General features: G+C 69.7%; 24 protein-coding genes and 1 tRNA gene. 10 read left to right on the forward strand and 15 right to left on the reverse strand.

Annotated features, from left to right (window positions below; genetic code table 11):
* Positions 1-27 precede the first annotated feature (27 nt).
* Complete coding sequence (locus tag BIV03_RS11915; RefSeq protein ID WP_083403395.1) at positions 28-906, forward strand: DeoR/GlpR family DNA-binding transcription regulator; 879 nt, start codon at positions 28-30, stop codon at positions 904-906.
* Positions 903-1,835: an aldose 1-epimerase family protein gene (locus BIV03_RS11920; protein WP_071295866.1), complete on the forward strand. Its 933-nt coding sequence runs from the start codon at positions 903-905 to the stop codon at positions 1,833-1,835. The genes BIV03_RS11915 and BIV03_RS11920 overlap by 4 nt, the downstream gene beginning before the upstream one ends.
* Positions 1,836-2,075: 240 nt before the next feature.
* Here the strand turns inward: BIV03_RS11920 and BIV03_RS11925 are convergent, their stop codons facing one another.
* The 4 genes from BIV03_RS11925 to BIV03_RS11940 all read right to left on the reverse strand — a co-directional run bounded on the left by BIV03_RS11925 (position 2,076) and on the right by BIV03_RS11940 (position 6,576).
* Positions 2,076-2,396, reverse strand: coding sequence for a hypothetical protein (locus BIV03_RS11925; RefSeq protein WP_070417782.1), 321 nt, complete (start codon positions 2,394-2,396; stop codon positions 2,076-2,078).
* 165 nt (positions 2,397-2,561) lie between these two features.
* Positions 2,562-3,371, reverse strand: coding sequence for an SGNH/GDSL hydrolase family protein (locus BIV03_RS11930; protein WP_175473635.1), 810 nt, complete (start codon positions 3,369-3,371; stop codon positions 2,562-2,564).
* A 63-nt stretch (positions 3,372-3,434) separates the two neighbouring features.
* Positions 3,435-4,538 carry an acyltransferase gene (locus BIV03_RS11935; protein WP_070417784.1) on the reverse strand — a complete coding sequence of 368 codons (1,104 nt, stop codon included), beginning with the start codon at positions 4,536-4,538 and terminating at the stop codon, positions 3,435-3,437.
* A gap of 319 nt (positions 4,539-4,857) precedes the next feature.
* Entirely contained in the window at positions 4,858-6,576 is a 1,719-nt protein-coding gene (locus BIV03_RS11940) for a hypothetical protein (RefSeq protein WP_071295868.1), read from the reverse strand.
* 249 nt (positions 6,577-6,825) lie between these two features.
* On the opposite strand from BIV03_RS11940, the gene BIV03_RS20245 reads away from it, so the two are divergent.
* On the forward strand, positions 6,826-7,170 hold the full coding sequence (locus BIV03_RS20245) for a tyrosine-type recombinase/integrase (RefSeq protein WP_083403398.1): 345 nt from the start codon (positions 6,826-6,828) through the stop codon (positions 7,168-7,170).
* Positions 7,171-7,226: 56 nt separating this feature from the next.
* Here BIV03_RS20245 and BIV03_RS11950 read toward each other — a convergent pair.
* Positions 7,227-7,299, reverse strand: a tRNA-Lys gene (locus BIV03_RS11950).
* Positions 7,300-7,351: 52 nt separating this feature from the next.
* Positions 7,352-7,513 carry a hypothetical protein gene (locus BIV03_RS19650; RefSeq protein ID WP_175473634.1) on the reverse strand — a complete coding sequence of 54 codons (162 nt, stop codon included), beginning with the start codon at positions 7,511-7,513 and terminating at the stop codon, positions 7,352-7,354.
* A 125-nt stretch (positions 7,514-7,638) separates the two neighbouring features.
* On the opposite strand from BIV03_RS19650, the gene BIV03_RS11955 reads away from it, so the two are divergent.
* The 3 genes from BIV03_RS11955 (at position 7,639) to BIV03_RS11965 (ending at position 10,338) form a co-directional block, all read left to right on the forward strand.
* Complete coding sequence (locus BIV03_RS11955; RefSeq protein WP_070417785.1) at positions 7,639-8,268, forward strand: DNA-directed RNA polymerase subunit beta; 630 nt, start codon at positions 7,639-7,641, stop codon at positions 8,266-8,268.
* A 592-nt stretch (positions 8,269-8,860) separates the two neighbouring features.
* The gene (gene sigK, locus BIV03_RS11960) at positions 8,861-9,460 is read left to right on the forward strand and encodes an ECF RNA polymerase sigma factor SigK (RefSeq protein ID WP_071295870.1); all 600 of its coding nucleotides are present in this window, start codon (positions 8,861-8,863) and stop codon (positions 9,458-9,460) included.
* Positions 9,457-10,338, forward strand: a complete 882-nt coding sequence (locus tag BIV03_RS11965) for an anti-sigma factor (RefSeq protein ID WP_071295871.1) — start codon at positions 9,457-9,459, stop codon at positions 10,336-10,338. The genes sigK and BIV03_RS11965 overlap by 4 nt, the downstream gene beginning before the upstream one ends.
* 378 nt (positions 10,339-10,716) lie before the next feature.
* Here BIV03_RS11965 and pstB read toward each other — a convergent pair whose 3' ends face one another.
* The 8 genes from pstB to BIV03_RS12005 all read right to left on the reverse strand — a co-directional run bounded on the left by pstB (position 10,717) and on the right by BIV03_RS12005 (position 19,798).
* On the reverse strand, positions 10,717-11,496 hold the full coding sequence (gene pstB / locus BIV03_RS11970) for a phosphate ABC transporter ATP-binding protein PstB (RefSeq protein ID WP_070417788.1): 780 nt from the start codon (positions 11,494-11,496) through the stop codon (positions 10,717-10,719).
* A 31-nt stretch (positions 11,497-11,527) separates the two neighbouring features.
* The gene (gene pstA / locus BIV03_RS11975; protein WP_071295872.1) at positions 11,528-12,613 is read right to left on the reverse strand and encodes a phosphate ABC transporter permease PstA; all 1,086 of its coding nucleotides are present in this window, start codon (positions 12,611-12,613) and stop codon (positions 11,528-11,530) included.
* 13 nt (positions 12,614-12,626) lie between these two features.
* The gene (gene pstC, locus BIV03_RS11980; RefSeq protein WP_070417790.1) at positions 12,627-13,574 is read right to left on the reverse strand and encodes a phosphate ABC transporter permease subunit PstC; all 948 of its coding nucleotides are present in this window, start codon (positions 13,572-13,574) and stop codon (positions 12,627-12,629) included.
* 145 nt (positions 13,575-13,719) lie between these two features.
* Positions 13,720-14,829: a phosphate ABC transporter substrate-binding protein PstS gene (locus tag BIV03_RS11985; RefSeq protein WP_070417791.1), complete on the reverse strand. Its 1,110-nt coding sequence runs from the start codon at positions 14,827-14,829 to the stop codon at positions 13,720-13,722.
* 267 nt (positions 14,830-15,096) lie between these two features.
* The gene (locus BIV03_RS11990; RefSeq protein ID WP_070417792.1) at positions 15,097-16,044 is read right to left on the reverse strand and encodes an NUDIX hydrolase; all 948 of its coding nucleotides are present in this window, start codon (positions 16,042-16,044) and stop codon (positions 15,097-15,099) included.
* A complete protein-coding gene (locus BIV03_RS11995; RefSeq protein WP_071295873.1) occupies positions 16,041-18,206 on the reverse strand; it encodes an RNA degradosome polyphosphate kinase in 2,166 nt (721 codons plus the stop codon). Before BIV03_RS11995 ends, BIV03_RS11990 begins: the two co-directional genes overlap by 4 nt.
* Positions 18,207-18,296: 90 nt before the next feature.
* Positions 18,297-19,115 (reverse strand): mycothiol synthase, encoded by an 819-nt coding sequence (mshD, locus tag BIV03_RS12000; RefSeq protein ID WP_071295874.1) that lies wholly within the window; start codon positions 19,113-19,115, stop codon positions 18,297-18,299.
* A complete protein-coding gene (locus BIV03_RS12005) occupies positions 19,115-19,798 on the reverse strand; it encodes a winged helix-turn-helix domain-containing protein (protein WP_022906634.1) in 684 nt (227 codons plus the stop codon). Before BIV03_RS12005 ends, mshD begins: the two co-directional genes overlap by 1 nt.
* A 127-nt stretch (positions 19,799-19,925) precedes the next feature.
* On the opposite strand from BIV03_RS12005, the gene BIV03_RS12010 reads away from it, so the two are divergent.
* The 3 genes from BIV03_RS12010 to BIV03_RS12020 all read left to right on the forward strand — a co-directional run bounded on the left by BIV03_RS12010 (position 19,926) and on the right by BIV03_RS12020 (position 22,058).
* A complete protein-coding gene (locus BIV03_RS12010) occupies positions 19,926-20,207 on the forward strand; it encodes a hypothetical protein (protein WP_083403399.1) in 282 nt (93 codons plus the stop codon).
* A 163-nt stretch (positions 20,208-20,370) separates the two neighbouring features.
* A complete protein-coding gene (locus BIV03_RS12015) occupies positions 20,371-20,973 on the forward strand; it encodes an FABP family protein (protein WP_071295875.1) in 603 nt (200 codons plus the stop codon).
* Entirely contained in the window at positions 20,973-22,058 is a 1,086-nt protein-coding gene (locus BIV03_RS12020; RefSeq protein WP_071295876.1) for a folate-binding protein YgfZ, read from the forward strand. The genes BIV03_RS12015 and BIV03_RS12020 overlap by 1 nt, the downstream gene beginning before the upstream one ends.
* 31 nt (positions 22,059-22,089) lie before the next feature.
* Here the strand turns inward: BIV03_RS12020 and BIV03_RS12025 are convergent, their stop codons facing one another.
* The gene (locus BIV03_RS12025) at positions 22,090-22,863 is read right to left on the reverse strand and encodes a methylase (protein ID WP_070417797.1); all 774 of its coding nucleotides are present in this window, start codon (positions 22,861-22,863) and stop codon (positions 22,090-22,092) included.
* 56 nt (positions 22,864-22,919) lie between these two features.
* On the opposite strand from BIV03_RS12025, the gene BIV03_RS12030 reads away from it, so the two are divergent.
* The gene (locus BIV03_RS12030; RefSeq protein WP_071295877.1) at positions 22,920-23,666 is read left to right on the forward strand and encodes a phosphoglyceromutase; all 747 of its coding nucleotides are present in this window, start codon (positions 22,920-22,922) and stop codon (positions 23,664-23,666) included.
* The last annotated feature ends 61 nt before the right edge of the window (positions 23,667-23,727 follow it).

Raw genomic sequence — 23,727 nt, forward strand, 5'->3', positions numbered from 1 at the left:
TGTTCGTAAGCACGCGAAACTGGTGGCATGACGGACGACGACCTCTCCTTCCTGGCCGGCGCACTCCCCGCGCCGCTGCGGCAGGACCGCATCGTCTCGATCGTCGAGGGCGCGCCCGGACTCGTCCGCACGGCCGCCCTGGCAGCGGCCCTCGGCACCAGCGAGGTGACCGTCCGGCAGGACCTCTCCCTGCTCGACCAGGAGGCGCGGATCCGGCGGGTCCGCGGCGGTGCCGTCCGCCTCGGGGCCGGTTCCACCGAGCGCCCCTTCGAGGAGACCGCCGTCGAGCACCAGGTGGCCAAGGCCGCCATCGGCCGCGCCGCGGCGGCGCTCGTGCGCTCCGGGCAGTGCGTCGTGCTCGACGTCGGCACCACGCCCGCCGCCGTGGCGACGGCACTGGTCGCCCGCGAGGACCTCGTCGACGTCACGGTGGTCACGAACTCGCTGACGACCGCGCTCGTGCTCGAGGCCGCCGTCCCGCGCTTCACCGTCATCGTCACCGGGGGGACGCTCCGTCCGCTGCAGCACTCCCTCGTGGCGCCGTTCAACGGCACGCTGCTGCCGATGATCGCCGCGGACCTCGTGTTCCTCGGCGGCACCGGGGTCGACGTCGTGCACGGCCTCACCAACGTGAACCTGCCCGAGACCGAGGCGAAGCGGATGCTCGCGGCCGCGGCTCGGCGTACGGTCGTGGTCGCGGACGGGTCGAAGTTCGGCCGGGCCCACATCGGGGTCGTCCGCGCGCTCGAGGACATCGACGTCGTCGTCACCGCCGAGACCACGGCGGAGCAGGTCGCCCCGATCCGGGCGGCCGGCGTCGAGGTGGTCGTGGCGGACGAGCCGGCAGTACCCGCACCATCTGCACGATCCGCACCATCCGCACCGGGAAGGACCCGTACCTCATGACCGCAGCTCCCACCGGAGGGCAGTACCACCTCCGCCACGCCGGACCCGACGGGGTCGTCGAGGCGATCGTCACCGAGGTGGCCGCCGGCATCCGGGAACTCCGCGTCGCGGGGTTCGACCTCACCGAGCCGTTCCCCGTCACGTCGCAGCCGCCCGGGGCGAACGGGATCGTGCTCGCGCCGTGGCCGAACCGCGTCGCCGGCGGCGTGTGGGAACTCGACGGCAAGCGGCAGCAGCTCGACGTCTCCGAGCCGAAGTACGGCAACGCCTCGCACGGGCTGCTCCGGTTCGCGCCGTACCGCGTGGTCTCCCAGACCGAGTCCGGCATCGTGCAGGAAGCCACGATCCACCCGCAGCACGGCTGGCCCTTCACGCTCGAGACCCGCGTGCACCACGAGCTCGTCGACGACGGCATCCGGGTGACGCACGAGGTCGTGAACCGCTCCGGCGCGCGTGCGCCGTTCGCGATCGGCGCACACCCGTACCTGCGTGCCGGGGACACCCCCGCCGAGGACCTCGTCGTCCGGCTCGACGCGGCGACGGCGTTCACCGTGGACGAGCGGAAGATCCCGAACGGCACCGTGGCCGTCGACGGCACCCCGTTCGACCTGCGCTCCGGTGTCCGCGCCGGTGACGCGGACCTCGACACCGCCTACACGGACGTCACGCCTGACGCCGAGGGCATCCGCCGCACGACGATGCACGGGCCGGAGGGCGACGGCGTCGAACTCTGGCAGGACGGGTCGTTCCCGTACGTGCAGGTGTTCACCTCCCGCGATTTCCCCCGTGGCGACGGCACCGGGCTGGCCGTGGCGGTGGAGCCGATGACGGCGCCGGCCGACGCGCTCAACTCCGGGGAGGGGCTGCGCTGGCTCGAGCCCGACGAGGCCTGGACCGGCAGCTGGGGCATCCGCCGCGTCTGGTCCTGACCCGGGCGCGGCCGGTCCGCGGCCGAGACTCGGCCCGGCGGACAGTTTCGCGTGTCCCGCGCCGCGACGGTGTCCGCGGAGCCGAGACTCGGCCCTGCTTACACGTTCGCGACTCGTGCGGCGCGAGGGTGTCCGCGGAGGCGAGACTCGGTCGGGCAGTGGGGCACCGCCGCTGGTCCGCGCCGGACACGACGAAGGCCGCCCCGGGGAGGGGCGGCCTTCGTCGTTCGTCCGGGAGGGTCAGGCGCGACGCATGCGCAGCGCCTCGACCGCGAGGGACTCGCTCGCGTAGCGGCCCACCTCGTGCGCCCACGCCGGGTCGTCCCCGCGGAGGGCGATGAAGTCCTTGCGCTGCCGGCAGACGTAGCCGAGCACCGCGGTGCCGGTCGCGACCTCGACGAAGTCCTTGCGGATGTGGCGGGTCGTGACCTGGGCGTTCCGGCGGAGCGTGTCGAGCAGGAGCTCGTTGCTCATCGTCGTGTTGGTCGCTGCTGCGAGCTCGACGATGCGGCGCGCGTCACCGGTGGTGCTGGTCTGCGTGGCTTCGATGGGCTCGATCACGGTGTACCCCGTTCGTTCTGCGATGGTGCGGTGCTGCAGGATCCGTCGATCGGATCCGGGAACGACACTATCGGCGGGAGCCCAACAGTCGGCTGAACGCGGACTGAACTGTGCAGTGGAACCACCCTGAGGCTCCTGAGGACGACTTGTACCCCGGTCGAGTGCTCAGAGGCACTGTTCGCCGTCGGGCTGCGTCGCGAGCTGCTCGAGCTCGGCGTCGATCTTGCCCGCGAGGTACAGGTACCCGGCGTCGTTGAGGTGCTGCTGGTCCGTCGCGGCGTAGCTGCCGCTGTTCATCGCGGTGAACCACTGCCCGTCGATCGCGTCGATGTACGGGACGCCCACGGCGCTGGCGCCGGCGGCCACCGCGTCGTTGATGCCGGTCGTGGCCTCGGCGCGCGGCTGGGGTGCCGACGGGCCGATCGCCACCACGACCGCGTCCGGCCACTGCACCTCGGCCTGTCGGAGCGTCCGCTCGACGGTCTTCTCGAGGGTGGCGGAGTCGGTGAGCCAGTCGTTCTGGCTGCCCTGGACGATGACGAGGTCCGGCGTGAGTGCTGCCCGCTGCTCGATCCGGGACAGGTAGACGGCGCGCGAGGAGCGACCGCGGCCGGGGTTCACGTAGCCGGTCCCCGGGTAGCCGTTGATGGTCGCGTCCCACTGCCGCTCGGACACGAGGTCCTGCGCCCACCCGTGCACGTCGTCGTAGGAACCGCGACCCGTCGTGTACGAGTCGCCGACGATGAGGACGTCGGAGCCCGGAGCGATCGCGTCCGCGACCTGCTCAGCCGAGAAGTCGGACGTCGCGGGCACCGGCTGGCAGGCGTCGGACACGGCGGGCAGCATGACGAGCAGCCCGGCGATGCCGAGGCACATGGCGCCGAGGGCGATCGCGGGGACCGCTCGTCGGCGCCTGGTCTGCGCGGTGGACCGACGGGAGCCGCCGGGCACACCGCCGTCGGTTCGTCGAGCCACACCGGGATTGTAGGTGCTCAGCATCCGTGCCCCCGGACACCCGCCCGGCGAGGTGCTGAACCGTCAGACAGCCTGCGGGACGGGTGGACGGCTCGAGAGCGACTTCGCGATGTGCTTCGCCAAGCGGTGCGCCGGCAGTTCCACGAGCCGCGAGAACACGTAGGCGACGCCGATGCCGATCGGGATCGCGACGAGGACCAGCCAGGACGGCAGGGCACGCGGGAGGAGGTTCGCGACGGACACCGTGATGGGTTCGTGCACGAGGTAGAGGCTGAACGAGAGCCGTCCGAGCTCGCGGGGGATCGCGCCGAGCAGGAAGCGCTCGGCGGGCAACCACCTGCCGGCGAGCACGACGATCGTGCCGGCCGAGGCGAGGATGATCGCGGGCAGCACGGGCGACCACCACGCCGTCGTCGGCAGCCACCACTTCACGGTGATGCCGAGCAGGCTCACCACGAGCAGGACCCAGCCGAGCAGCGTCGGGACGTCCGGCAGGCGCTCCCAGCCGGCCGCGAGCGCGGAGCCGAGCAGGAACATCGGCAGGTACATCAGCCACTTCGAGTGCTCGTACTCGCCGAGTGCCGACAGGAAGACGGCGACGATGGCGGTCACCCACCACCAGCGTCGGGTGACCGCGGCGATCGAGACGAAGAGCGGCAGGAGCAGGGAGAAGAGGACCTCCCACGTGAGCGACCAGAGCGGGCTGTTCACGAGCGTCGGAGCGAGGAGCGTGAGGTCGTTCACGAGGCCGTGCAGGGTGAACGGCTCGGCGTGCCGGTTGATCCAGAACGACTGGTGCGGCTGGTCCTGCCGGGGCACGAGGAAGAAGAACACGAGCGCGAGTGCGATCGACGCCACCACCGGCAGGTAGAGGCGGACGAGCCGGCTCGGGTAGTAGGCGATCCAGTCCTGCGACCGGCGGAGGGCCGGGAGGGTCAGGACGAAGCCGCTCAGCACGAAGAAGACGAAGACGGCCTCGCTGCCGGCCCACACGAGGTGGGCGGGGGAGTACACCATCCAGCTCGCCCAGTCGGGGACGTCGCGGCGGTAGTTGCCGTCCGAGAGGGTCGGGATCGAGAGGAAGGCGTGGTGGACGACGACGACGGCGGCAGCGACGCCGCGGAGTCCGTCCAGTGAGCCGATCCTGCCGGTTGGGCGATCGCGCATGCCGACGATCCTACGGGAAGCCCGGCCAAGCCAAGGAACGGTCACGTTCGGTGGGCCCCGTGGGGCTCGAACCCACGACCCTCGGATTAGGCGTAGGAGCCTTCCGCGGGGTCGCACCATGTTCCGCTGGCCGCCGACGGACCCGCGGACGGCTGCCTAGGGATTGCGTGGAACTGCGCGAGGTTCCGTCTTTTGTGCGGGGTAAGTTCGGGCTCGCTAAGCGGTCCTGGCGCTTCCACAAGCGCGCGGGACGATCCCCAACCCCTCCGGACGACCAGAGGGAGGACGTGCCAGCACTGCCCGACGTGAGGACCGCGCGTCACTTCGAAGGCTCCGTGCGGGGCGCGTCGGGCTCGCCCGGGGTATCGGAGATGAGGTCCCGCAGGTCCTTTAGCGAGGCGGAAATCCCAGCGGCGAGAAACTCAATTGTCTCAGCCGGATTCATGCCCTCCAGGCCGAGCGCCTTTATCACCTTGCCCGCTTCGCTTCCACCCCAGTGCGCAACACCACCAGAGGACCTCAGTCGCTGAAGCGCCCGAAACGGCTGAACCATGGTGGCGGAGCCGCCTACTCGAACAACCACAGATTCGAGGAGAGCAAGCCCTCGCTCTTCCTCATGACCGGCACCGAGGAATGTCCGTAGGCCCTTCACATCGATCGCGTCGACAAGTGCCTTCGTCAGAGTGATCACTGGCAAGACCAATTCGTGTCGCTCATCAGTCCCTGGAGGCGTAAGTCGCTCGAAGTTGAGTCGGTCGTGGCTATCGAGCTCACGTATGACAGGCGTGCTCAGCCTCTCCAAGGCGGTCTGCCGGAGGCTTTCGAGATTCGCTCGCAACTCCTCCAGGGTGGTCGGGCCACCAGCCCACTCGGCAAGAAAATCACGCCGGAAGCGAGACTCATCCATAGTGCCCCTGGGTGGAACGTTGTAGCTCTTCCAGTGCGCTCGCTCTTGCCATGGAAGATCTCGACCGAGGTCACCAAGGTAAACTTGGATGGAACCTTCTGTGCCTGTGCCTAGCCCGAGAGACCAGAGCCCAAGGCAACTGAGCCGCGTCGCGGTCACCTCGTACTTAGAAGGCTCATCTCGATATTTATTGAGAACGCGCTGGTCAAAGTGCACGAGGGTGAGGTAATGAGGAGCTTCAGGGTTCTTCCCGAAGTAATTCGCCAACCTCTCGGGGTCGCTGGTGAAGACTCGGTCAGAGCCTGTCTGTGGATCCACCCCGATGATGTAGTCGGGGTGCTCGTTGCTCCGCGGGTCCTCGTGATCGAGAGCGGGAGGAATGGGGCCGCTGCTCATCCCGCTGATTAGCCGCTTTCCCAGCAGTCTGGAGAAGGCGTTATAGCCGTGGCCAATAGCGTCGCGAACAGGAGTCCACGTGAAGGACGCCCAAGCATTGCGGAACTGGTCCGACGTAGACGCGAAGGGCGCGGAGTTGGCATAGGTGACAACGTCGTATTGGATGACGGCGACACGTCTTGTCCGCTCAAGGAAGCGGCGGAATTCGCGCGCGCTCACCTCGACGCGCCAGGAGTCGGAAGTGGCAATTGTGCGGACGAGGGGATGCTCGTTGCCTGCGCTATCAAGATAGCTCCAATTGTTGCCGTCTCTCATAGCATTCCAGAACCACTGGAACGGCAAGGACACGTCAACCGTCCGAGGCTTTAGGCCGTGATTCGACTGAGTGTCAACGAAAAACTCGGCGATAATCCCCCGATCGTCCTGCGCGAGGCCTGTCTCGTCGCCGGAGTATTCATCGAAGGAGTAGTCGCCGAGGTACCGAGCATCCCAATCGAAGTGATCTGCTGCGATCGCCCATCCATCAAGGCTGGTCAAGAAGGTTGAGACGCCGGACGAGCCGGACGATGCCGAGTAGTCATGCTCTTCGACAACAAGCCAACCTGTGGGATGCTCCTCGATCGACCCGAGTGCGCCACTAGGCCACAACTCGGTTGCGTAGTCACCGGGCGGCTGCTGCCACTCGGCGGCAAGCGACGGGGAGTCGTCCGTGTATCCAGGAATCTTGGGGAGCATGCTCGTCCGTTCGTCACCACGATCACTCGCGGATGTGAGTATCGGTCGCAAGTCTGCCGCTACCTATCGCGAAGCTGATGTACCCCGTAGTGGGCACACCACCCTGAGTCGTCCTGGCAGCGTAGCGATCAAGAGGGCTCCTGAGACTCGCTGTCGTTCGGGCCTCTTCGTGACGCCGCGTCGATCGACAGACCCAGTCGCCAGTCCTGGTCGAGAGGTCTAGTACCGGCGGCGGGAGGCGCGCGCGCCATGGCGCTGTGCTCGGACGTGCCTCGCTACTTCCGTCGGTGGAGGAAGGGAACGGTGAGTTCCGGCCGTATCGGTGGTGCGCCAGCGAGAGTGTCGTCGAACACGGAGGCAGACTGGCGCGCGAACCGAGACAGACTGGGCTTCCCTGGCTTCAAATCACACGGCTTCCGCAAGACCGTGGCCACGGTGCTCGACCAGGCTGGGCTGAGCACCCGCGAGATCGCCGAGTTCCTCGGGCACGAGAATCCGAGCCTCACGCAGGACGTGTACATGAGCCGCACCGCCGGTACGGTTAGGGCGGCAGCTGCTCTCGACTCGCTGCTCGCACGGGCTACTGCGGCGTGATTGTTCGGGGAAAGTTCGGGGTGCGGTGCGCCTGGCGCCTTCGATCCCTGCAACTGTGGGCCCCGTGGGGCTCGAACCCACGACCCTCGGATTAAAAGTCCGGTGCTCTACCAACTGAGCTAGAGGCCCTCACCCGCAAGGCTAGCGGGTGAGGGCCTCCGGGAAGAACCGAGGGGACGGGTCAGCTGCGACGCCCGGTGAGCGTGCGGACGAGCCACAGCACGACCGCGACGATGAGCAGCACGAGGCCGACCCAGAGCAGGAACTTCAGGCTCGCGGTGAAGCCACCGACGAACAGCAGGATGACCGCGATCACGGCCAGGATGATGAGCAGGGGGTTCATGGGAGTCCTCTTCCTTCGCGTGCGGGAGGAGCGCCTCCCGATCAGACACCGTACGCGCGACGGAGCGGTTGCGTTCTGGGCGAACGGAGGGCGGGCGCGTCACCGGCCGTGCCTACACTGACGCGGTGCCTCGCGATCACCACCGTCCCGTCCACTTCACCGACCAGGAGTTCGCCGCGATCCAGGGCGGCGAGGACCCGGCCGTGGTGAACCGCGTCGCGCACGAGACCGCGAACGCCCTGCTCCACCGCGTGCGGCAGGACCCGGACCCGGCGGTCGTCGAGCGCCTGGTGACCTACACGGACGTGCACGGCATCGACGCCATCGCCGAGCTGTGGGCGCGGGTCGGGGCGCACACGCTCCCGGGCGCACTGTGGCGGATCTACCTCGTCCGCACCGTCATCCGGCAGAACCCGGAGGAGATCGCGTACCTCTTCGCGCGCGGCACGGAGCGGATCGGCACGATCGACCAGGCCGTCGCGGGCGCGGAGCAGCCGACCGGACCGGCGGAGATCCTGACGCTGGCCGACCGGATCCTGCACGGCCTCTACACGGGGGACCTCGCGGTGGCGCTCGACCGCGGTGCCGCGTTCTGCCGGCTCACCGCGGCGGGCGCGACCGCGGTGGCGGACGACGCGGACCTCACGGCGGGGGACCGGGCGTCCGAGCTCACGACGCGTGCGCTGCGCCTGTCGGAACTGGCGGCCGACCTCACCGAGGCGGCGTCGCTCTGGCGCCGCGACAGCCTGGACTGAGCGGGCCGCGGGGCGGACCCGCACCGCGCCTCCTGGCCCGAACGCGACGACGCCCACCGGGCACGCGACACGCACGCAAGAAGCGGGCACGCGACACGCACGCCAAGAAGGGGGCACGGAACGCGCACCCGAGAAGCGGGCACGGAACGCGCACACGAGAAGCGGGCAGAGAAGAACCGGGCCGCAGAAGCGCCTCTCGGCGCGAGGCCGCTCGAAGCGGCGAATTTTGGAGCCCGGGGCTTGCTGCGGCCCGGCGACATCGATTCTACGAGACCGTGGCCGTGCACACGACCCTGTTCACTCTCGGTGGACAGAACCGACGCCGGGCGTGCCCCGACCGCGCCCCAGCGACAAGCCGTGAGAACCGCTCCAATCCGGTTGGGCGAGGGTGCCGAATCATCACCGTGACAGGCGATGAGCCGGTCACGACAGCGAGGGTCCCGCGAGACCCGGTCCGCTCCCTGGCGGTCAATTCCCTGCGGGTCACGCGGGCCCTCGTGCTGTCCTGCACCACTGTCCCGACCACGAGACCCGAACGCGTGGTCGGACAGGACTCACAGCCAGATCGCAACCGAGAGGAGGGAAACCTGCAATGCTTGCCATCGTGGACAGTGACACCGAGAGCTGGAGCTCGACCGAGCCGGCTCAGGCGTCCCCAGACGACCTCCTCACCCGCGTGGCGTCCGGCGACCAGGCAGCCTTCTCCGACCTGTACGACGTGCTCTCGGGCCGCGTGCTCGGCCTCGTGACGAGGCTCCTCCGGGACCGCGCACAGTCGGAAGAGGTCACACAAGAGGTCTTCCTCGAGGTCTGGCAGCAAGCCACCCGCTACGACCGCAAGCGCGGCACCGCAGCGAGCTGGATCCTCACCATGGCCCACCGCCGGGCGGTCGACCGGGTGCGGGCATCGCAGTCCTCGCACGACCGCGACACGAAGATCGGCATCCGCGACTTCGAGGCCGGCTTCGACCAGGTCTCCGAGTCGGTCGAGATCCGGATCGAACACGAACGCGTCAGCCGGGCGCTCGCGAAGCTCACCGAGTTCCAGCGCCAGGCAGTCCAACTCGCGTACTACGGCGGCTACTCGCACAGCGAGATGGCCGACCACCTCGGTGTCCCGATCGGCACCGTCAAGACCCGTCTCCGTGACGGGATGATCAGACTCCGCGACGAGATGGGGGTGACATCATGACCGAACGACACGACGACCCCGCACTGCTGACGGGTTCACACGCCCTCGACGCGCTGTCGGACGACGAGCGGGCACTGCTCGACTCGGCGCTCGCCACCTCTCCGGAGCTGCAGGCCGAGACCGACTCGCTGCGCGAGACCGCGCTGCAGCTCGCCTACGCCGTCACCCCGATCGAGCCGCCCTCGTCGCTCAAGGCGTCGCTGATGGCCCAGATCGCATCGACCCCGCAGGCTGCTCCGGTGGCCTCGCGGTCCGAGCCGGCTGCCACGACCGCTCCGGTCGCTGACGCGCCGGTCGGCGATGCCGGCCAGGAGGCGCGGTTCGCCCCCGCCACGGACCTCGCGTCCGCCGGTGGTGCGGCTTCGGAGAAGGCTCGCCGTCGCTGGTTCCAGCGTCCGGCAGCAGCACTCTCCGCCGCGGCCGCCGTCGCCGTGGTCTTCCTCGGCGTCGGACTCGGCGTCGGCACGTCCTTCACGCCCTCGAACGAGCCCGGCCCTGGTACGACCCAGGCGTCCGGCGGACTCGACCGCATCTACGCCGCGTCGGACTTCCAGCGCAGCACCGCCAAGGTCGCGGGCGGCGGGACGGCCACGGTCGTCTGGTCGAACGAGGTCGGCAAGTCCGCGGTCATCCTCGACGGGGTCCCCGCGGCTCCGGAGGGCAAGACCTACGAACTCTGGTACATCGGCTCCGAGGGCACCGGCGGCAAGATCAACGCTGCCGGCCTGATGGACGGGGTGTCCTCCGGGGTGCACTCGGCGGTCCTCAAGGGGTCGCTGTCGCACGGTGCGACGATCGGCATGACGGTGGAGCCCGCCGGTGGCTCGGACCAGCCGACGACGACGCCGATCATGGCGGTCCCGACCACCTCGGCCTGACCCGGGCACTGGTTCGCACGTCTCCCCGCTCGCGTGGCACGGTCCGCGGGCGGGGAGTTCGTCGTGCCCGGCGGGTGTGCCGGTCGCGCGGCGTGGGCGTGGGCGTGGGCGGTCGTGCGCGGGCGGTTCTTGCGCGTGCATGTTCCGACATCGCGCTCGTCGATCGACGCGTGCAACGTCGACACATGCACCCGCACCGTCTGCGTGCGCATCGTTCGACGTTCCACCGGTCGATCGACTGGTGGAACGTCGGAACATGCACGCGCACGAGCGCACGTGCGCCCCGCGCCCCGCGCACGCCGGAAGGCCCGGTGCGCGTCCGTGGCGGACGTGCACCGGGCCTCCTGGTCGACCGTCAGCGCGACGGGCGGACGACGATCACCCGAAGCGGCCGGAGACGTAGTCCTCGGTGGCCTGCACGGACGGGTTCGAGAACATCGTCGCGGTGTCGTCGAACTCGATGAGCTTGCCGGGGGCACCGGTGCCGGCGATGTTGAAGAACGCCGTCTTGTCGCTGACGCGCGAGGCCTGCTGCATGTTGTGGGTCACGATGACGATCGTGTACTCCTTCTTCAGCTCCTCGATGAGGTCCTCGATCGCGAGGGTCGAGATCGGGTCGAGCGCCGAGCACGGCTCGTCCATGAGGAGCACGTCCGGCTGCACCGCGATCGCCCGGGCGATGCAGAGGCGCTGCTGCTGGCCGCCGGACAGCCCCATGCCGGGCTTGTCGAGGCGGTCCTTGACCTCGTTCCAGAGGTTCGCGCCCTGCAGGGACCGCTCGACGACGTCGTCCGACTCGGAGCGGGAGAGGCGCTTGTTGTTGAGCTTCACGCCCGCGAGCACGTTGTCCTTGATGGACATCGTCGGGAACGGGTTCGGACGCTGGAACACCATGCCGACCTGGCGACGGACGAGCACCGGGTCGACGCCCGCGCCGTACAGGTCGTCGCCGTCGATCTTGACCGAGCCCTCGACGTAGGCGCCCGGGATGACCTCGTGCATGCGGTTCAGCGTGCGGAGGAAGGTGGACTTGCCGCAGCCGGACGGACCGATGAACGCGGTCACGGTGCGGGGCTCGATCGTCATGTCGACGCCCTCGACCGCCTTGAACTTCGAGTAGTAGACGTTGAGGCCGTCGACCTCGATGCGCTTGGACACTGTGTTCCTTCGGGGTGGGTGGATCCGCGCGTCAGCGCGAGAGCTTGGGGGCGAAGAGGCGGGTGATGAAGCGGGCGAGCAGGTTCAGCAGCATCACGATGAGGATGAGCAGGAGCGCTGCCGTCCAGGCCCGGTCGACGAACGGCACCGGGTTGGCGCCCTGCTGCGAGTACTGCGTGTACGCGAACACCGGCAGGGTCATCATCGGGTTCTTGAACAGGTCGTAGTTCATGCTCGCGGTGAACCCGGCGGTGACCAGCAGGGGGGCGGTCTCGCCGATGACGCGGGCGATCGAGAGCATGACGCCGGTGGTGATGCCGGCGAGCGACGTGGGGAGCACGACCTTGAGGATCGTGAGGTACTTCGGGACGCCGAGTGCGTACGAGGCCTCGCGGAGCTCCATCGGCACGATCTTCAGGACCTCTTCGGTGGAGCGCACGACGATCGGGATCATCAGCACCGACAGCGCCACCGAGCCGACCAGGCCGAAGCGGGCGCCCGGGCCGAGGAACAGCGCGAAGAGCGAGTACGCGAAGAGGCCGGCGACGATGGAGGGGATGCCCGTCATGACGTCGACGAAGAACGTGATGCCCTTGGCGAGGGCGCCCGTACCGTACTCGACGAGGTAGATCGACGTGAGCAGCCCGATCGGCACCGAGATGAGCGCCGCGAACAGCGTGATCTCGAGCGTGCCGATGAGGGCGTGCAGTGCGCCGCCGCCCTCGGAGATGACGCCGCGCATCGAGTACGAGAAGAACTCCACGTCGAAGCGGGCGAGGCCGTCCGCGAGCACCGTGTAGAGCAGGGAGACGAGCGGCAGGACCGCGATCACGAACGCCGTGATGACGAGCGAGGTGATGAGCCGGTCGACGGCCTTGCGACCACCCTCGACGATCCGCGAGACGACGACGATGAGGACGTCGAACAGGACCGTGCCGAGGAAGAGCGCCGCGACGACGTTGAAGTCCTTGACCGCGCCGCCGGCGTTGAGCAGGGCGAAGACGAGGATCAGCGCGATCCAGGAGCCGACGAGGAGCAGCCACGGCACGGACTTGTGCAGCTTGCCGTTGGCGTAGACGTTGCCGGCGACGCCGGACTGACGGATGGCGAGGGACATCGGGTCGTACCTCTCAGCTCACTCGCTTGCGGACGATGTACCGCGCGAGCATGTTGATGACCAGGGTGATGACGAAGAGGATCAGACCCGACGCGATGAGCGCGTTCAGGGCCGTGCCGGACGCCTCGGCGAACTGCAGGGCGATGTTCGCCGCGATCGTCGAGGGGTTGAGCGACGTGAGCATCTGGAAGGTGACGTTCGTCGACACCGACAGCACCAGCGCGATCGCCATCGTCTCGCCGAGCGCACGACCGAGGCCGAGCATGATCGCGGACACGATGCCGGACTTGGCGAACGGCAGGACCGAGAGGCGGATCATCTCCCACCGGGTCGCGCCCAGGGCCAGGGCCGCTTCCTCGTTGAGGCGCGGTGCCTGCAGGAAGATCTCGCGCATGACCGCGGTCATGATCGGGATCGCCATGACGGCGAGGACGATCGACGCGGTGAGGATCGTGCGACCCGTGCCGGACACCTGCCCGGAGAACAGCGGGATCCAGCCGAAGTAGGTGTTCAGGAAGACGTAGAACGGCTTCACGAACTGTGCCAGCACCACGATGCCCCAGAGGCCGTAGACGACCGACGGCACCGCGGCCAGCAGGTCGATCACGTAGCCGAGCACCGGCGAGATCCGGCGCGGGGCGTAGTGCGAGATGAAGAGCGCGATCCCGAGCGAGAGCGGCACGGCGATCACGAGCGCGATGAGCGCGGACCAGACGGTGCCGAAGACGAGGGGGCCGACGTAGTCCCAGAAGTTCGTGGCGCTGTTCGGCAGCTCGCCGACCTTCGCGGAGAACGCCGGGATGCTCTGCCAGACCAGGAAGGCGGCGACGAGCACCAGCACGAAGAGGATGAGCCCGCCGGCGATGACCGACGCGGCGGAGAAGACGCGGTCGCCGATGCGGACGACGGGCTTCGGCTTGGGGGTGACGGGGGCCACTGGCTGGGCCGGTGCGGTCGTCATGGGACTCCTGTCGGAGGAACGCCGGGGGAGGCGACGGGTCGGGGGTGTCCGGTGGTGCGCGGTCCGCTCGGAGCGTGGAGCGGACCGGCGAGGGCCCGGACGCCGGTCAGGTGGGTGGGACCGGCGTCCGGGCGCTCAGGGTGTCTTACTTGATGGAGGCGACGGCCTTCGCGGCCTTCTCGGCGAGGTCGGTCGAGAGGGCGGCCGACTTGGCCTCCTTCGCGGCGGCGTCCTGCGCGTCCTTCGAGACGACGTAGTCGAGGTAGCCCTTCACGAGCTTGCCCTTGTCGGCGTCCTTGTACTCCTGGCAGGCGATCGCGTAGGAGACGAGCACCAGCGGCCAGGCGTTCTCGGCCGTGTCGGTGCGGTTGATGTCGATCGCGAGGTCGTTGTCCGCGCGGCCGGAGACCGTCTCGGAGTCCGCGACGACCTTGGCAGCACCCTCGGCGGAGATCTCGGTGGCCTTGTCGCCGACCATGAGCTTCGCCTTGTCGAGGTCACCGGCGCCGGAGTCGTCGATGTAGGTGATGGCGTTCGAGGCGCTGGCCATGGCCGAGGCCACACCCGAGGTGCCCTTCGCGCTGTCGCCGACCTGGTACGGGAAGGTCTGGCTGGGGGCCTCGGTCCAGACGTCCTTGGCGTTCGCCGCGACGTACTCGGAGAAGTTCTGCGTGGTACCCGAGTCGTCGGAGCGGTGCACGACCGTGATGTTCGCGTCCGGCAGGGTCGCGTCCTTGTTCAGGTCGGCGATCTGCGAGTCGTTCCACTTCGTGATCTTGCCCGAGAAGATGCCCGCGATGGTCTTCGCGTCGAGCGTGAGGTCCTTGACGCCGTCGACCTTGTAGGCGATGGCGATCGGGGAGATGTAGACCGGGATGTCGATGGCCTTCGAGTCCGCGGCGCACAGGGCGAACGAGCCCGCGAGCTCCTCGTCCTTCAGTGCGGCGTCGGAGCCGGCGAAGTCGGCAGCACCCGAGATGAAGTTCTTGCGGCCGGCGCCCGAACCGTCGGGCGAGTAGTTGACCGTCACGCCGGAGGCGACGTTCTGGAAACCAGCGGCCCAGGTGGCCTCGGCCGTCTGCTGGGCGGACGAACCCGAGCCGGTCAGCGTGCCCGAGAGCTTCGAGTAGTCGGTGCCGGAGCTCGAGCTGGACGAGGGCGTGTTGCCCGCGTCCTCGTTCGCCGCGCACGAGGAGAGCACGACCGCGCCGGCGATCGCGATTGCCGCGACCGTACCGATTCGCTTGATGTTCACAGGGGTCCCTTCGGGAATGTCAGTGCAGGTGGGACCGCTGCTGGTCCCGTGGGCCGGTGCTGACCCGGGAGCGACTGTAGGGACGCGAGGTGACGGGGATCACCCGCCCTGGTGAACGGGAGGTGAACGAGGGGTTGTCCTGGACGGGGCGCCGTGCGTCGGAGCGCGCGCGGGTGCAGGATCGGGAACGCCGCGCCGTGCGCGGGCGCATGCGTGCGCATGCACACCGCAGGGGCCTGGAGGCGCGGCTCGGCCCGGGCGCTCGGCCTACGCCGAGACGGGGTTGCGGTGCGTCTCGACGGCCACGAGCCTGCCGCCGGCGATGTGCAGCACCGAGAAGTCGCCGACCGAGAGCATCGCGGCACGACGGAGGTCGAACCGTCCGGACTCGTCGGCCGTCGCGGTCGCGATGCGGGCGATGATGTCCGGCAGCACGGGCCCGTGCGAGCACAGGACCGTCGTCTTCGCCTTGTCGAGGCGTTTCTGCACGACGCCCTTGACGTCGGCGGCACCCCGGTCGTGGGCGTCCTGGCTGATGTCCGGCGTGCTCGAGACCCCGAGGTGCGTCCGGTCGGAGAGCGGTTCGACCGTCGCGAGGCACCGGGCTGCGGTGCTGCTGACGATCTTCTTCGGACCGAAGGCTGCCACCGGCGACGCGACCGACTTCGCCTGCGACCGGCCGACGGGCAGGAGCGGACGGGTGGCGTCCGGTCCGTTCCACTCCGATCCGGGGACGGTCTTGGCGTGCCGGAGGGCGATGAGGGCGAAGGTGCGGTGTTCCCCGGCGGCGACGCGGTCGGCGAACCGGTCGAGGATCGCGACGTCACGCTCGTACGTCAGTCGGTGCCGGGCGTCATCGAGCGTGACCCACTCGACCGAGGCGACCTCGTCGTTCGGGCGGAACTTGCCGGCGCGCTCGTACTCCTTCGCGGGGACGCGGGCGGACCAGTAGTGCACCACCTTGTCGCGGCCGCTCGGCAGGACGTACTCGGCCGTGCCCAGGGGAGCGCCGAGGTGCACGCGGTAGCCGGTCTCCTCGTCGATCTCGCGCACGGCGGTCGTCGGGACGCTCTCGCCCGGGTCGACCTTGCCCTTCGGGAACGAGACGTCCTTGTGGTGGTCGCGGTGGATGAGCAGCACGAGCGGGACGCCGTCCTGTTCACGCCAGACGACGGCACCCGCAGCGACGACCGGCCCTGAGGAGCCGCCGCTCACCGAGTGGAGCGCTTCCGCGCCGAGATCTTCCGCATGAGGACATTCTGCACGTCATCGAGCGGTCGGCCGTCCTCGTCCGTCGAGTGGCGCGTCCACTCGCCGTCCGACTCGAGGTGCCACGAGCTCGTCGTGTCCGCCATGGCGAGGTCGAACATCTCGTGGACCTCGTTCACGTGGCCGGGGTCGGACAGCCGGACGAGCGCCTCGACGCGGCGGTCGAGGTTGCGGTGCATCATGTCCGCCGAGCCGATGAACACGGCCGGGTCGCCGTCGTTGTGGAACGCGAACGCCCGCGAGTGCTCGAGGTACCGGCCGACGACGCTGCGCACCCGGATGGTGTCGCTGACGCCTTCCATGCCGGGCTTGAGCGAGCAGATGCCGCGGACCCAGACGTCGATCGGCACACCGGCCTGGCTCGCCAGGTACAGCGCGTCGATGATCTGCTCGTCCACCATCGAGTTGACCTTGATGCGGATCCCCGAGGGCTTGCCGGCACGGGCGTTGTCCGCCTCGGTCGTGATGCGCTTGAGCAGACCCTTCCGGAGGTGCAGCGGCGCGACGAGCAGGCGCTTGAACTTCTTCTCGATCGCGTAGCCCGACAGCTCGTTGAACAGGCGCGTGAGGTCCTTGCCCACGGTGTCGTCCGACGTGAAGAGCCCCATGTCCTCGTAGATGCGCGAGGTCTTCGGGTTGTAGTTGCCCGTCCCGATGTGGCTGTAGTGCTTGAGCGTGCCGCCCTCCTGCCGGATGACGAGCACGAGCTTCGAGTGCGTCTTCAGCCCGACCAGGCCGTAGACCACGTGCACGCCGGCCTTCTCGAGCTTGCGGGCCCACGTGATGTTGTTCTGCTCGTCGAAGCGCGCCTTGATCTCGACGAGTGCGAGCACCTGCTTGCCCGCGGCCGCGGCGTCGATGAGCGCCTCGACGATGGGGCTGTCGCCCGAGGTGCGGTAGAGCGTCTGCTTGATCGCGAGCACGTTCGGGTCGGCAGCGGCCTGCTCGAGGAACGCCTGCACACTCGTCGCGAAGGACTCGTACGGGTGGTGCACGAGGACGTCCTTCGCCGCGATCGCGCGGAAGAGGTCCGGCTTCGTGTTCGGTTCGCCCGGCTGGAACTGCACCGGGGTCGTCGGCACGTGCTTCGGGTAGTGCAGGTCCGGGCGGCCGATCTTGGCGATCTCGAACAGGCCGCCGAGGTCGAGCGGCGACGGCAGGCGGAACACCTCCTGCTCGGTGATGTCGAGTTCGCGCACGAGCAGGTCGAGCGTCACCGGGTCCATGTCCTCGGTGATCTCGAGACGGATGGGCGGCCCGAACCGACGACGGAGCAGCTCGCGCTCGAGTGCCTGGATGAGGTTCTCGGCCTCGTCCTCCTCGATCTCGACGTCCTCGTTCCGGGTGACCCGGAACACGTGGTGCTCGAGGACCTCCATCCCCGGGAAGAGGTCGTCGAGGTGGTTCGCGATGAGGTCTTCGAGCGGGATGAAGCGGAGCAGCCCGGAGTCGTCGTCCGGCAGCTTGATGAACCGCGAGAAGTTCTGCGGGACCTTGAGGCGGGCGAACTCCTGCCGCTGCGACTTCGGGTTGCGCACGCGCACCGCGAGGTTGAGCGACAACCCGGAGATGTACGGGAAGGGGTGCGCCGGGTCGACCGCGAGCGGCATGAGCACCGGGAAGATCTGCTCGTTGAAGTACTCGCGCATCCGGAGCCGGTCGGCCTCGTCGAGGTCGGACCAGTGCTCGATGTGGATTCCAGCGGCGTCGAGGTCCGGTTTGAGCGACCCGATGAACGCCTGCGCGTGGCGGTCCTGCAGCTCGTGCGCCTTCGTCGCGATGTCGCGCAGCACGTCGCTCGGCGCGCGACCGACGTTGGTCGGCACGGCGATGCCGGTGTCGATGCGGCGCTTCAGGCCGGCGACCCGGACCATGAAGAACTCGTCGAGGTTGGACGCGAAGATCGCCAGGAAGTTCGCCCGCTCGAGGAGTGGCTGCGTACGGTCCTCGCCGAGTTCGAGCACGCGCTGGTTGAACCGGAGCCAGCTGAGTTCACGGTCGAAGTAGCGGTCGGTGGGCAGCGACTCGTGCTCGATCTCGACGACCTCGTCGAAGTCGTCGAGGTCCGGTGCGACGGAGTCGCCGTCGAGCTGCGGTTCGGTGTCCATGCCCACATCCTGCCACCCACCCCCTGCGCCAGGAGGGCCGCACGTGGACGCTGTGGAAACGGGCGGTGAACGACGCCGTGTGGAGGAGCGTCAGCCGGCCGCGTACTGGACGTCGATCGCGTGCTGCTCGAACCCGGATCGGCGGTACAGGGCCAGCGCCGGGGCGTTGTCCCCCTCGACGTAGAGCGCCGCGGCGGAGAGGCCCCGGCCGGTCAGGCGAGCCGTCCCCGCGCGCATCAGGACGCCGCCGAGTCCCCGGCCCTGCAGGTCGGGTCGGACGGCCACGGCGTAGAACTCGCCGGTGTCGCCCTCGACCTTGAGCCAGCACGACCCGGCGAGGTCCCCGGAGTCGTCGCGGAGCAGGAGCAGGTCGTCGCCGGAGAACCAGTCGTCGGCCTCGCGGGCGCGCAGGTCGTCGAGCGTCATCCGGCCCTGTTCCGGGTGGTGCGCGAACGCGGCGGCGTTGAGCGCCAGCCAGTCGGCCTCGTCGGCGGGGTCGCCCGTCCGGAACGACGACAGGGACCAACCGGCCGGCACCGCGGGGTCGGGGGCGACGGACGCGATCGGGGCGCGGAGCTGCAGGAGCGTGCGGACCGCCGTCCAGCCGAAGCGGGCCGCGAGTGCTCGGGCAGCGGGGTGGTCCCCGTGCGCCCACGCGAGCCGAGGGGCCGGCCCGTCCACGGGAGCGGCCCCGCCGCCCGGGGTGAGCGCCTGCCGGGCGAGGGCGGTGCCGAGACCGTGGCCCCGCGCCTCCTGGGCGACCACGAGTTCCAGCTCGCCGTCACGGACCACCGCGACCCCGCGCTCGTCGCCGAGCACGGTCGCGCGGCCGGCACGCACGTCGACCAGGGTCTGGTCGGAGAACGGCGGTGCTTCGCCCGGGACGACGAAGCGCGACAGGTCGACCACTACTGGCCCGCGAGCCGGTCGGCCTCGTCGTCGTAGACGTTGAAGCGGTACCCGACGTTGCGGACCGTGCCGATGAGGGACTCGAGGTCGCCGAGCTTCGCGCGGAGGCGCCGCACGTGCACGTCGACCGTCCGGGTGCCGCCGAAGTAGTCGTAGCCCCACACCTCGCTGAGGAGCTGCTCGCGGGTGAAGACCCGCGACGGGTGCGTGGCGAAGAAGCGGAGGAGCTCGAACTCCTTGAAGGTGAGGTCGAGCGGCCGACCGCGGACCTTCGCCGAGTAGCTGGCCTCGTCGATGACGACACCGGACGCCTGGATCTTCGACCCGGTCTGGTTCTTCGACGCGCGACCGGCCGTGAGCCGGATGCGGGCGTCGACCTCGGCCGGGCCGGCGGTCTCGAGCACGACGTCGTCGACGTTCCACTCGCTGTTGACCGCGGTCAGACCACCCTCGGTGACGACCAGGATGATCGGCGTCGTCGAGCCGCTCGTCGCGAGGATCTTGCACAGGGCCTTGGCGCTCGCGAGGTCCGTCCGGGCGTCCACGAACATGAGGTCGCTCTGCGGGGCGTTGACCAGCTGTGCGGCCTCGGCGGGGACGTGGCGGATCCGGTGGCTCAGCAGTCCGAGGCTCGGCAGGACGTCGCCGGGCGCGGCTGAGGTGAGTACCAGGAGCTGGGCCACAGGACCTCCAGGGCGTGGGGGAGTCGTGCACACATCCTAGTGATGCTCGGGAAGCATCCCTCCCGGCCGGACGGTCGGGGACGCGTTCCGGGCACCTTCGGCACGCGGCCCTGTCATGATGGGGCGCGTGACCGAGCCTGTTCAGCCCACCGACCAGCGCCGCCTCCGGCTGACGTCCGTGCTGCCGGTCTGGCTGCTCGCGGTCGTCGGCGCCGTGCTCGTCCTCACCCTCACCGACAAGGACTCGTTCGCGTGGCTGCTGCTCGTGTTCGTGCTCTGCGTGCTGGTCAGCTTCGTGCTGCAGCTCATCACCGCGACGAAGGACGGGCTGGTCGAGCGGATCAGCATCGCGTCGTCCGGGGCGTTCGTCGTCGTGCTCGTCACTGCGGTGGTCCTGCTGGTGCGCTGACGCGCCGCCGTCCGCCTGGCGCCGTCAGGCGTGACGCGTAGACTCCAGCCATGGATTCGCTGCTTGCGCTCGAGCTCTTCTACGTGGGCCTGCTCGGCCTCGCGTCGCTCGCGATCGCGTTCGTCTCGGTGACCGTCGTCGTGAAGCTGTTCAAGGGTCAGCGTTGATCGAACTGCCGGAGGGCCTCGCGCCCGAACTCGTCCCGCTGTCGTGGCTCGTCGGCGTCTGGGAGGGCACCGGCGTGGTCGAGTACCCCGTCGGTGACGAGGACGAACCCCGGAAGTACGAGTTCGGCCAGCGCGTGAGCTTCAGCCACGACGGTCTGCCCTACCTCAACTACTCCTCCACGACGTGGCTGCTCGACGACGAGCACACCCCGCTCGCGGCCGAGATGGGCTACTGGCGGATCGACCGTCCGTCCGAGCCCGGTGACCGCGGCCCGGCGATGCTCCTCGGCGAGGGGCCGACGCCGTTCGGCACCGTCGAGAGCGTCGAGGCGCTGCGGAACACCACGGACGGCTTCGACGTCGAAGCGGCGATCATCCACCCCACCGGCGTCAACGAGCTCTACGTCGGGCGGGTCCGCAAGGGCCGCATCGACCTCGCGACCGACGCCGTGATGCGTTCGCCGAACGCCAAGGACTACTCCGCGGCGACCCGGCTCTACGGCCTGGTCGAGGGCAAGCTCTTCTGGGCGTGGGACATCGCCGCACTCGGCAAGGAGCTGACCTCGCACGCCTCGGGGCAGCTCGCGAAGGTCGACTGATGTCCGCCTTCGCCGGCCGCGCCGGCTTCGTGGCGACGGACTCCGGCCCCGCCGCGCACTTCGGCAACCCGCTCGGCGAGCAGCGTCTGCTCGCCCGCGGCCGTGCCGTGGTCGAGCTCGGCCTCGGTGTCGTCACCGTCACCGGCCCGGACCGTCTGTCGTGGCTCAACTCGATCACCTCGCAGCTGCTCACCGGGCTCGCCGCCGGCGTGAGCACCGAGACGCTCGTGCTCGACCAGTCCGGTCGGGTCGAGCACGCGGCGCGCGTCGTCGACGACGGGTCGGTGGCGTGGCTGCTGACCGAGCCCGCCGACGCGGCACCGCTCGCTGCCTGGCTCGACTCGATGCGGTTCATGCTGCGCGTCGAGGTCGCCGACCGTTCGGCGGACTTCGCGACGATCGGCTGGTTCGGCGAGTCCGCGCCGTTCGCGTCGACCGACCTGCCCGAGACCCCGGTCGCCGAGTGGGTCGACCCGTGGGCGTCCGTCACGCCCGGCGGGTGGGGCTACGCCGACCAGGAGGCGCACCCCGCCTCCGACTGGACCCTCTGCATCGCCGTGGTCACCCCCGGCACCGCGGGCGCGATCGCCGCGTCGGACGAACCCGTCGCGGGACTCCTCGCGTACGAGGCCCTGCGCATCGCCGCCTGGCGACCCTCGCTGTCCGACGTCGACGAGCGCACGATCCCGCACGAGCTCGACTGGCTCCGCTCCGCCGTGCACCTGTCGAAGGGCTGCTACCGGGGGCAGGAGACGGTCGCCAAGGTCCACAACCTCGGACACCCGCCGCGCCGGGTCGTCATGCTGCACCTCGACGGGTCGGACGGCGTGCTGCCGGCTCCGGGGACGCCGGTCGTGTCCGGCGAGAAGGAGGTCGGACGTCTGACGGCGTCGGGGATCCACCACGAGCTCGGGCCGATCGGGCTCGCGGTCGTGAAGCGTTCCCTCGACCCCGCCGCCACGCTGACGCTCAGCGCCGACGACGTGGTCGTGTCCGCCACGCAAGAGGTCATCGTGCCGCCAGGAGCCGGCGCCACCGCCGACGTCCCGCGCCTGCCGCGCCTCGGCGCCGTCCGCCGCTCCTAGCCCGCGCGGGCCCGCGGCGCGCGCCGGCCGGTCAGGCCGGGGCCACCGCGGCCCACGGGACGCTGAGCTCGCCGAGCCGCCACCGCGTCACCCCGTGCAGCACCGGCCACCCCCGGTCCCGCATGCCCCGGACCGTCGCGATCCACCGCTGCCGGGGGCCGTACGTGCCGAGCGGCGCCGCGACCGCCCACGCCAGGTCGAGGTCGCCGAGGAACGCGTGCACCCGCTCGCCGGGGACGTTCCGGTGGATGAGGGCCTTCGGCAGCCGTTCGGCCACGACCGAGGGGACGTCGAGCCCCGCCAGCCGGAGCGACACCGTGAAGGTGCGTGGCGCGACGTCGTCGAGCGTCACCCACGAGGCCACCCGCCCGACCTCGTTGCACGTCCCCTCGACGAGCGCGCCGCCCGGTTGCAGGCGGTCCTGCATGATCCGCCAGGACTCCACCACCGCGGACTCGTCGTACTGCCGCAGCACGTTGAAGGCGCGGATCACGGCGGGCCGGCGGTTCCCCGGTGTCGGTGTCTCGAACCCGCCGAGCCGGAACGTCACCCCGTCCCGCGTGCCGGCGTTCGCGAGGGCCACCCGGGCCGGCTCGATCTCGATGCCGGTGACCTCGACGTCGGGGCGGACGGCGGCCAGGCGGTCCCGGAGTTCGAGGGTCGTCGTCGGCGAGGCCCCGTACCCGACGTCGGCGACGAGCGGGTCGGCGCTCCGGCGGAGGGCCGGCAGCGTGGCGATCCACCGGTCGACGCGGCGGAGCCGGTTGTACCCGGTCGTCCCGCGCGTCACGTTCCCGATGGGCATGCCGACCAGGGTACGGGTCCGGGGACCGGCTGCACGGCGCTCGGTAGACTCGGGGCATGACCTCCACGCTCGTCCTGCTCCGTCACGGCAACAGTGACTGGAACCAGAAGAACCTGTTCACCGGTTGGGTCGACGTCCGGCTCAGCGAGCTGGGCGAGAAGGAGGCGAAGCGCGCCGGCGACCTCATCGCCGAGTCCGGCATCGTCCCCGACGTCCTGTACACCTCGCTCCTCACCCGTGCGATCCAGACGGCCGACATCGCGCTGCTCCAGGCCGACCTGGCGTGGCTGCCGGTGAAGCGCGACTGGCGCCTCAACGAGCGCCACTACGGCGACCTGCAGGGCAAGGACAAGGCCCAGACGCTCGAGCAGTACGGCGAGCAGCAGTTCATGGAGTGGCGCCGGTCGTTCGACGTGCCGCCGCCCCCCATCGCCGACGACGCCGAGTGGTCGCAGTTCGGGGACCGCCGCTACGCCGACCTCGGCGACCAGCTGCCCCGCACCGAGTCGCTCAAGCTCGTGATCGACCGCCTGCTGCCCTACTGGGAGTCCGACATCACGAAGGACCTCGGTGCGGGCGGGACCGTCCTCGTCACGGCGCACGGCAACTCGCTCCGGGCGCTCGTGAAGCACCTCGACGGCATCTCCGACGAGGACATCGCCGGCCTGAACATCCCGACCGGCATCCCGCTGGTGTACGAGCTCGACGACGACTTCCGTCCGACGAAGCCGGCGTACTACCTCGACCCCGAGGCCGCCGCTGCCGGAGCCGCCGCCGTGGCCGCCCAGGGCGCCAAGAAGTAGCAGCGCAGCGCTGCACACACGAACGCCCCGCCCGGACTGACCGGGCGGGGCGTTCTGCGCG

The sequence above is a fragment of the Curtobacterium sp. MCBA15_016 genome, from assembly GCF_001865105.1.
Lineage (GTDB): Bacteria > Actinomycetota > Actinomycetes > Actinomycetales > Microbacteriaceae > Curtobacterium.

Excerpts from the sequence above, each read along its gene's own strand:
- sigK (WP_071295870.1), top strand. The coding sequence starts at position 8,861 with ATGCTTGCCATCGTGGACAGTGACACCGAGAGCTGGAGCTCGACCGAG.
- BIV03_RS11920 (WP_071295866.1), top strand. The coding sequence starts at position 903 with ATGACCGCAGCTCCCACCGGAGGGCAGTACCACCTCCGCCACGCCGGA.
- BIV03_RS11995 (WP_071295873.1), bottom strand. The coding sequence starts at position 18,206 with ATGGACACCGAACCGCAGCTCGACGGCGACTCCGTCGCACCGGACCTC.
- BIV03_RS20245 (WP_083403398.1), top strand. The coding sequence starts at position 6,826 with ATGGCGCTGTGCTCGGACGTGCCTCGCTACTTCCGTCGGTGGAGGAAG.
- BIV03_RS11915 (WP_083403395.1), top strand. The coding sequence starts at position 28 with ATGACGGACGACGACCTCTCCTTCCTGGCCGGCGCACTCCCCGCGCCG.
- BIV03_RS12025 (WP_070417797.1), bottom strand. The coding sequence starts at position 22,863 with ATGCCCATCGGGAACGTGACGCGCGGGACGACCGGGTACAACCGGCTC.
- pstA (WP_071295872.1), bottom strand. The coding sequence starts at position 12,613 with ATGTCCCTCGCCATCCGTCAGTCCGGCGTCGCCGGCAACGTCTACGCC.
- BIV03_RS11935 (WP_070417784.1), bottom strand. The coding sequence starts at position 4,538 with ATGCGCGATCGCCCAACCGGCAGGATCGGCTCACTGGACGGACTCCGC.
- BIV03_RS12020 (WP_071295876.1), top strand. The coding sequence starts at position 20,973 with ATGTCCGCCTTCGCCGGCCGCGCCGGCTTCGTGGCGACGGACTCCGGC.
- BIV03_RS11965 (WP_071295871.1), top strand. The coding sequence starts at position 9,457 with ATGACCGAACGACACGACGACCCCGCACTGCTGACGGGTTCACACGCC.
- BIV03_RS12030 (WP_071295877.1), top strand. The coding sequence starts at position 22,920 with ATGACCTCCACGCTCGTCCTGCTCCGTCACGGCAACAGTGACTGGAAC.
- BIV03_RS19650 (WP_175473634.1), bottom strand. The coding sequence starts at position 7,513 with ATGAACCCCCTGCTCATCATCCTGGCCGTGATCGCGGTCATCCTGCTG.
- BIV03_RS11940 (WP_071295868.1), bottom strand. The coding sequence starts at position 6,576 with ATGCTCCCCAAGATTCCTGGATACACGGACGACTCCCCGTCGCTTGCC.
- pstC (WP_070417790.1), bottom strand. The coding sequence starts at position 13,574 with ATGACGACCGCACCGGCCCAGCCAGTGGCCCCCGTCACCCCCAAGCCG.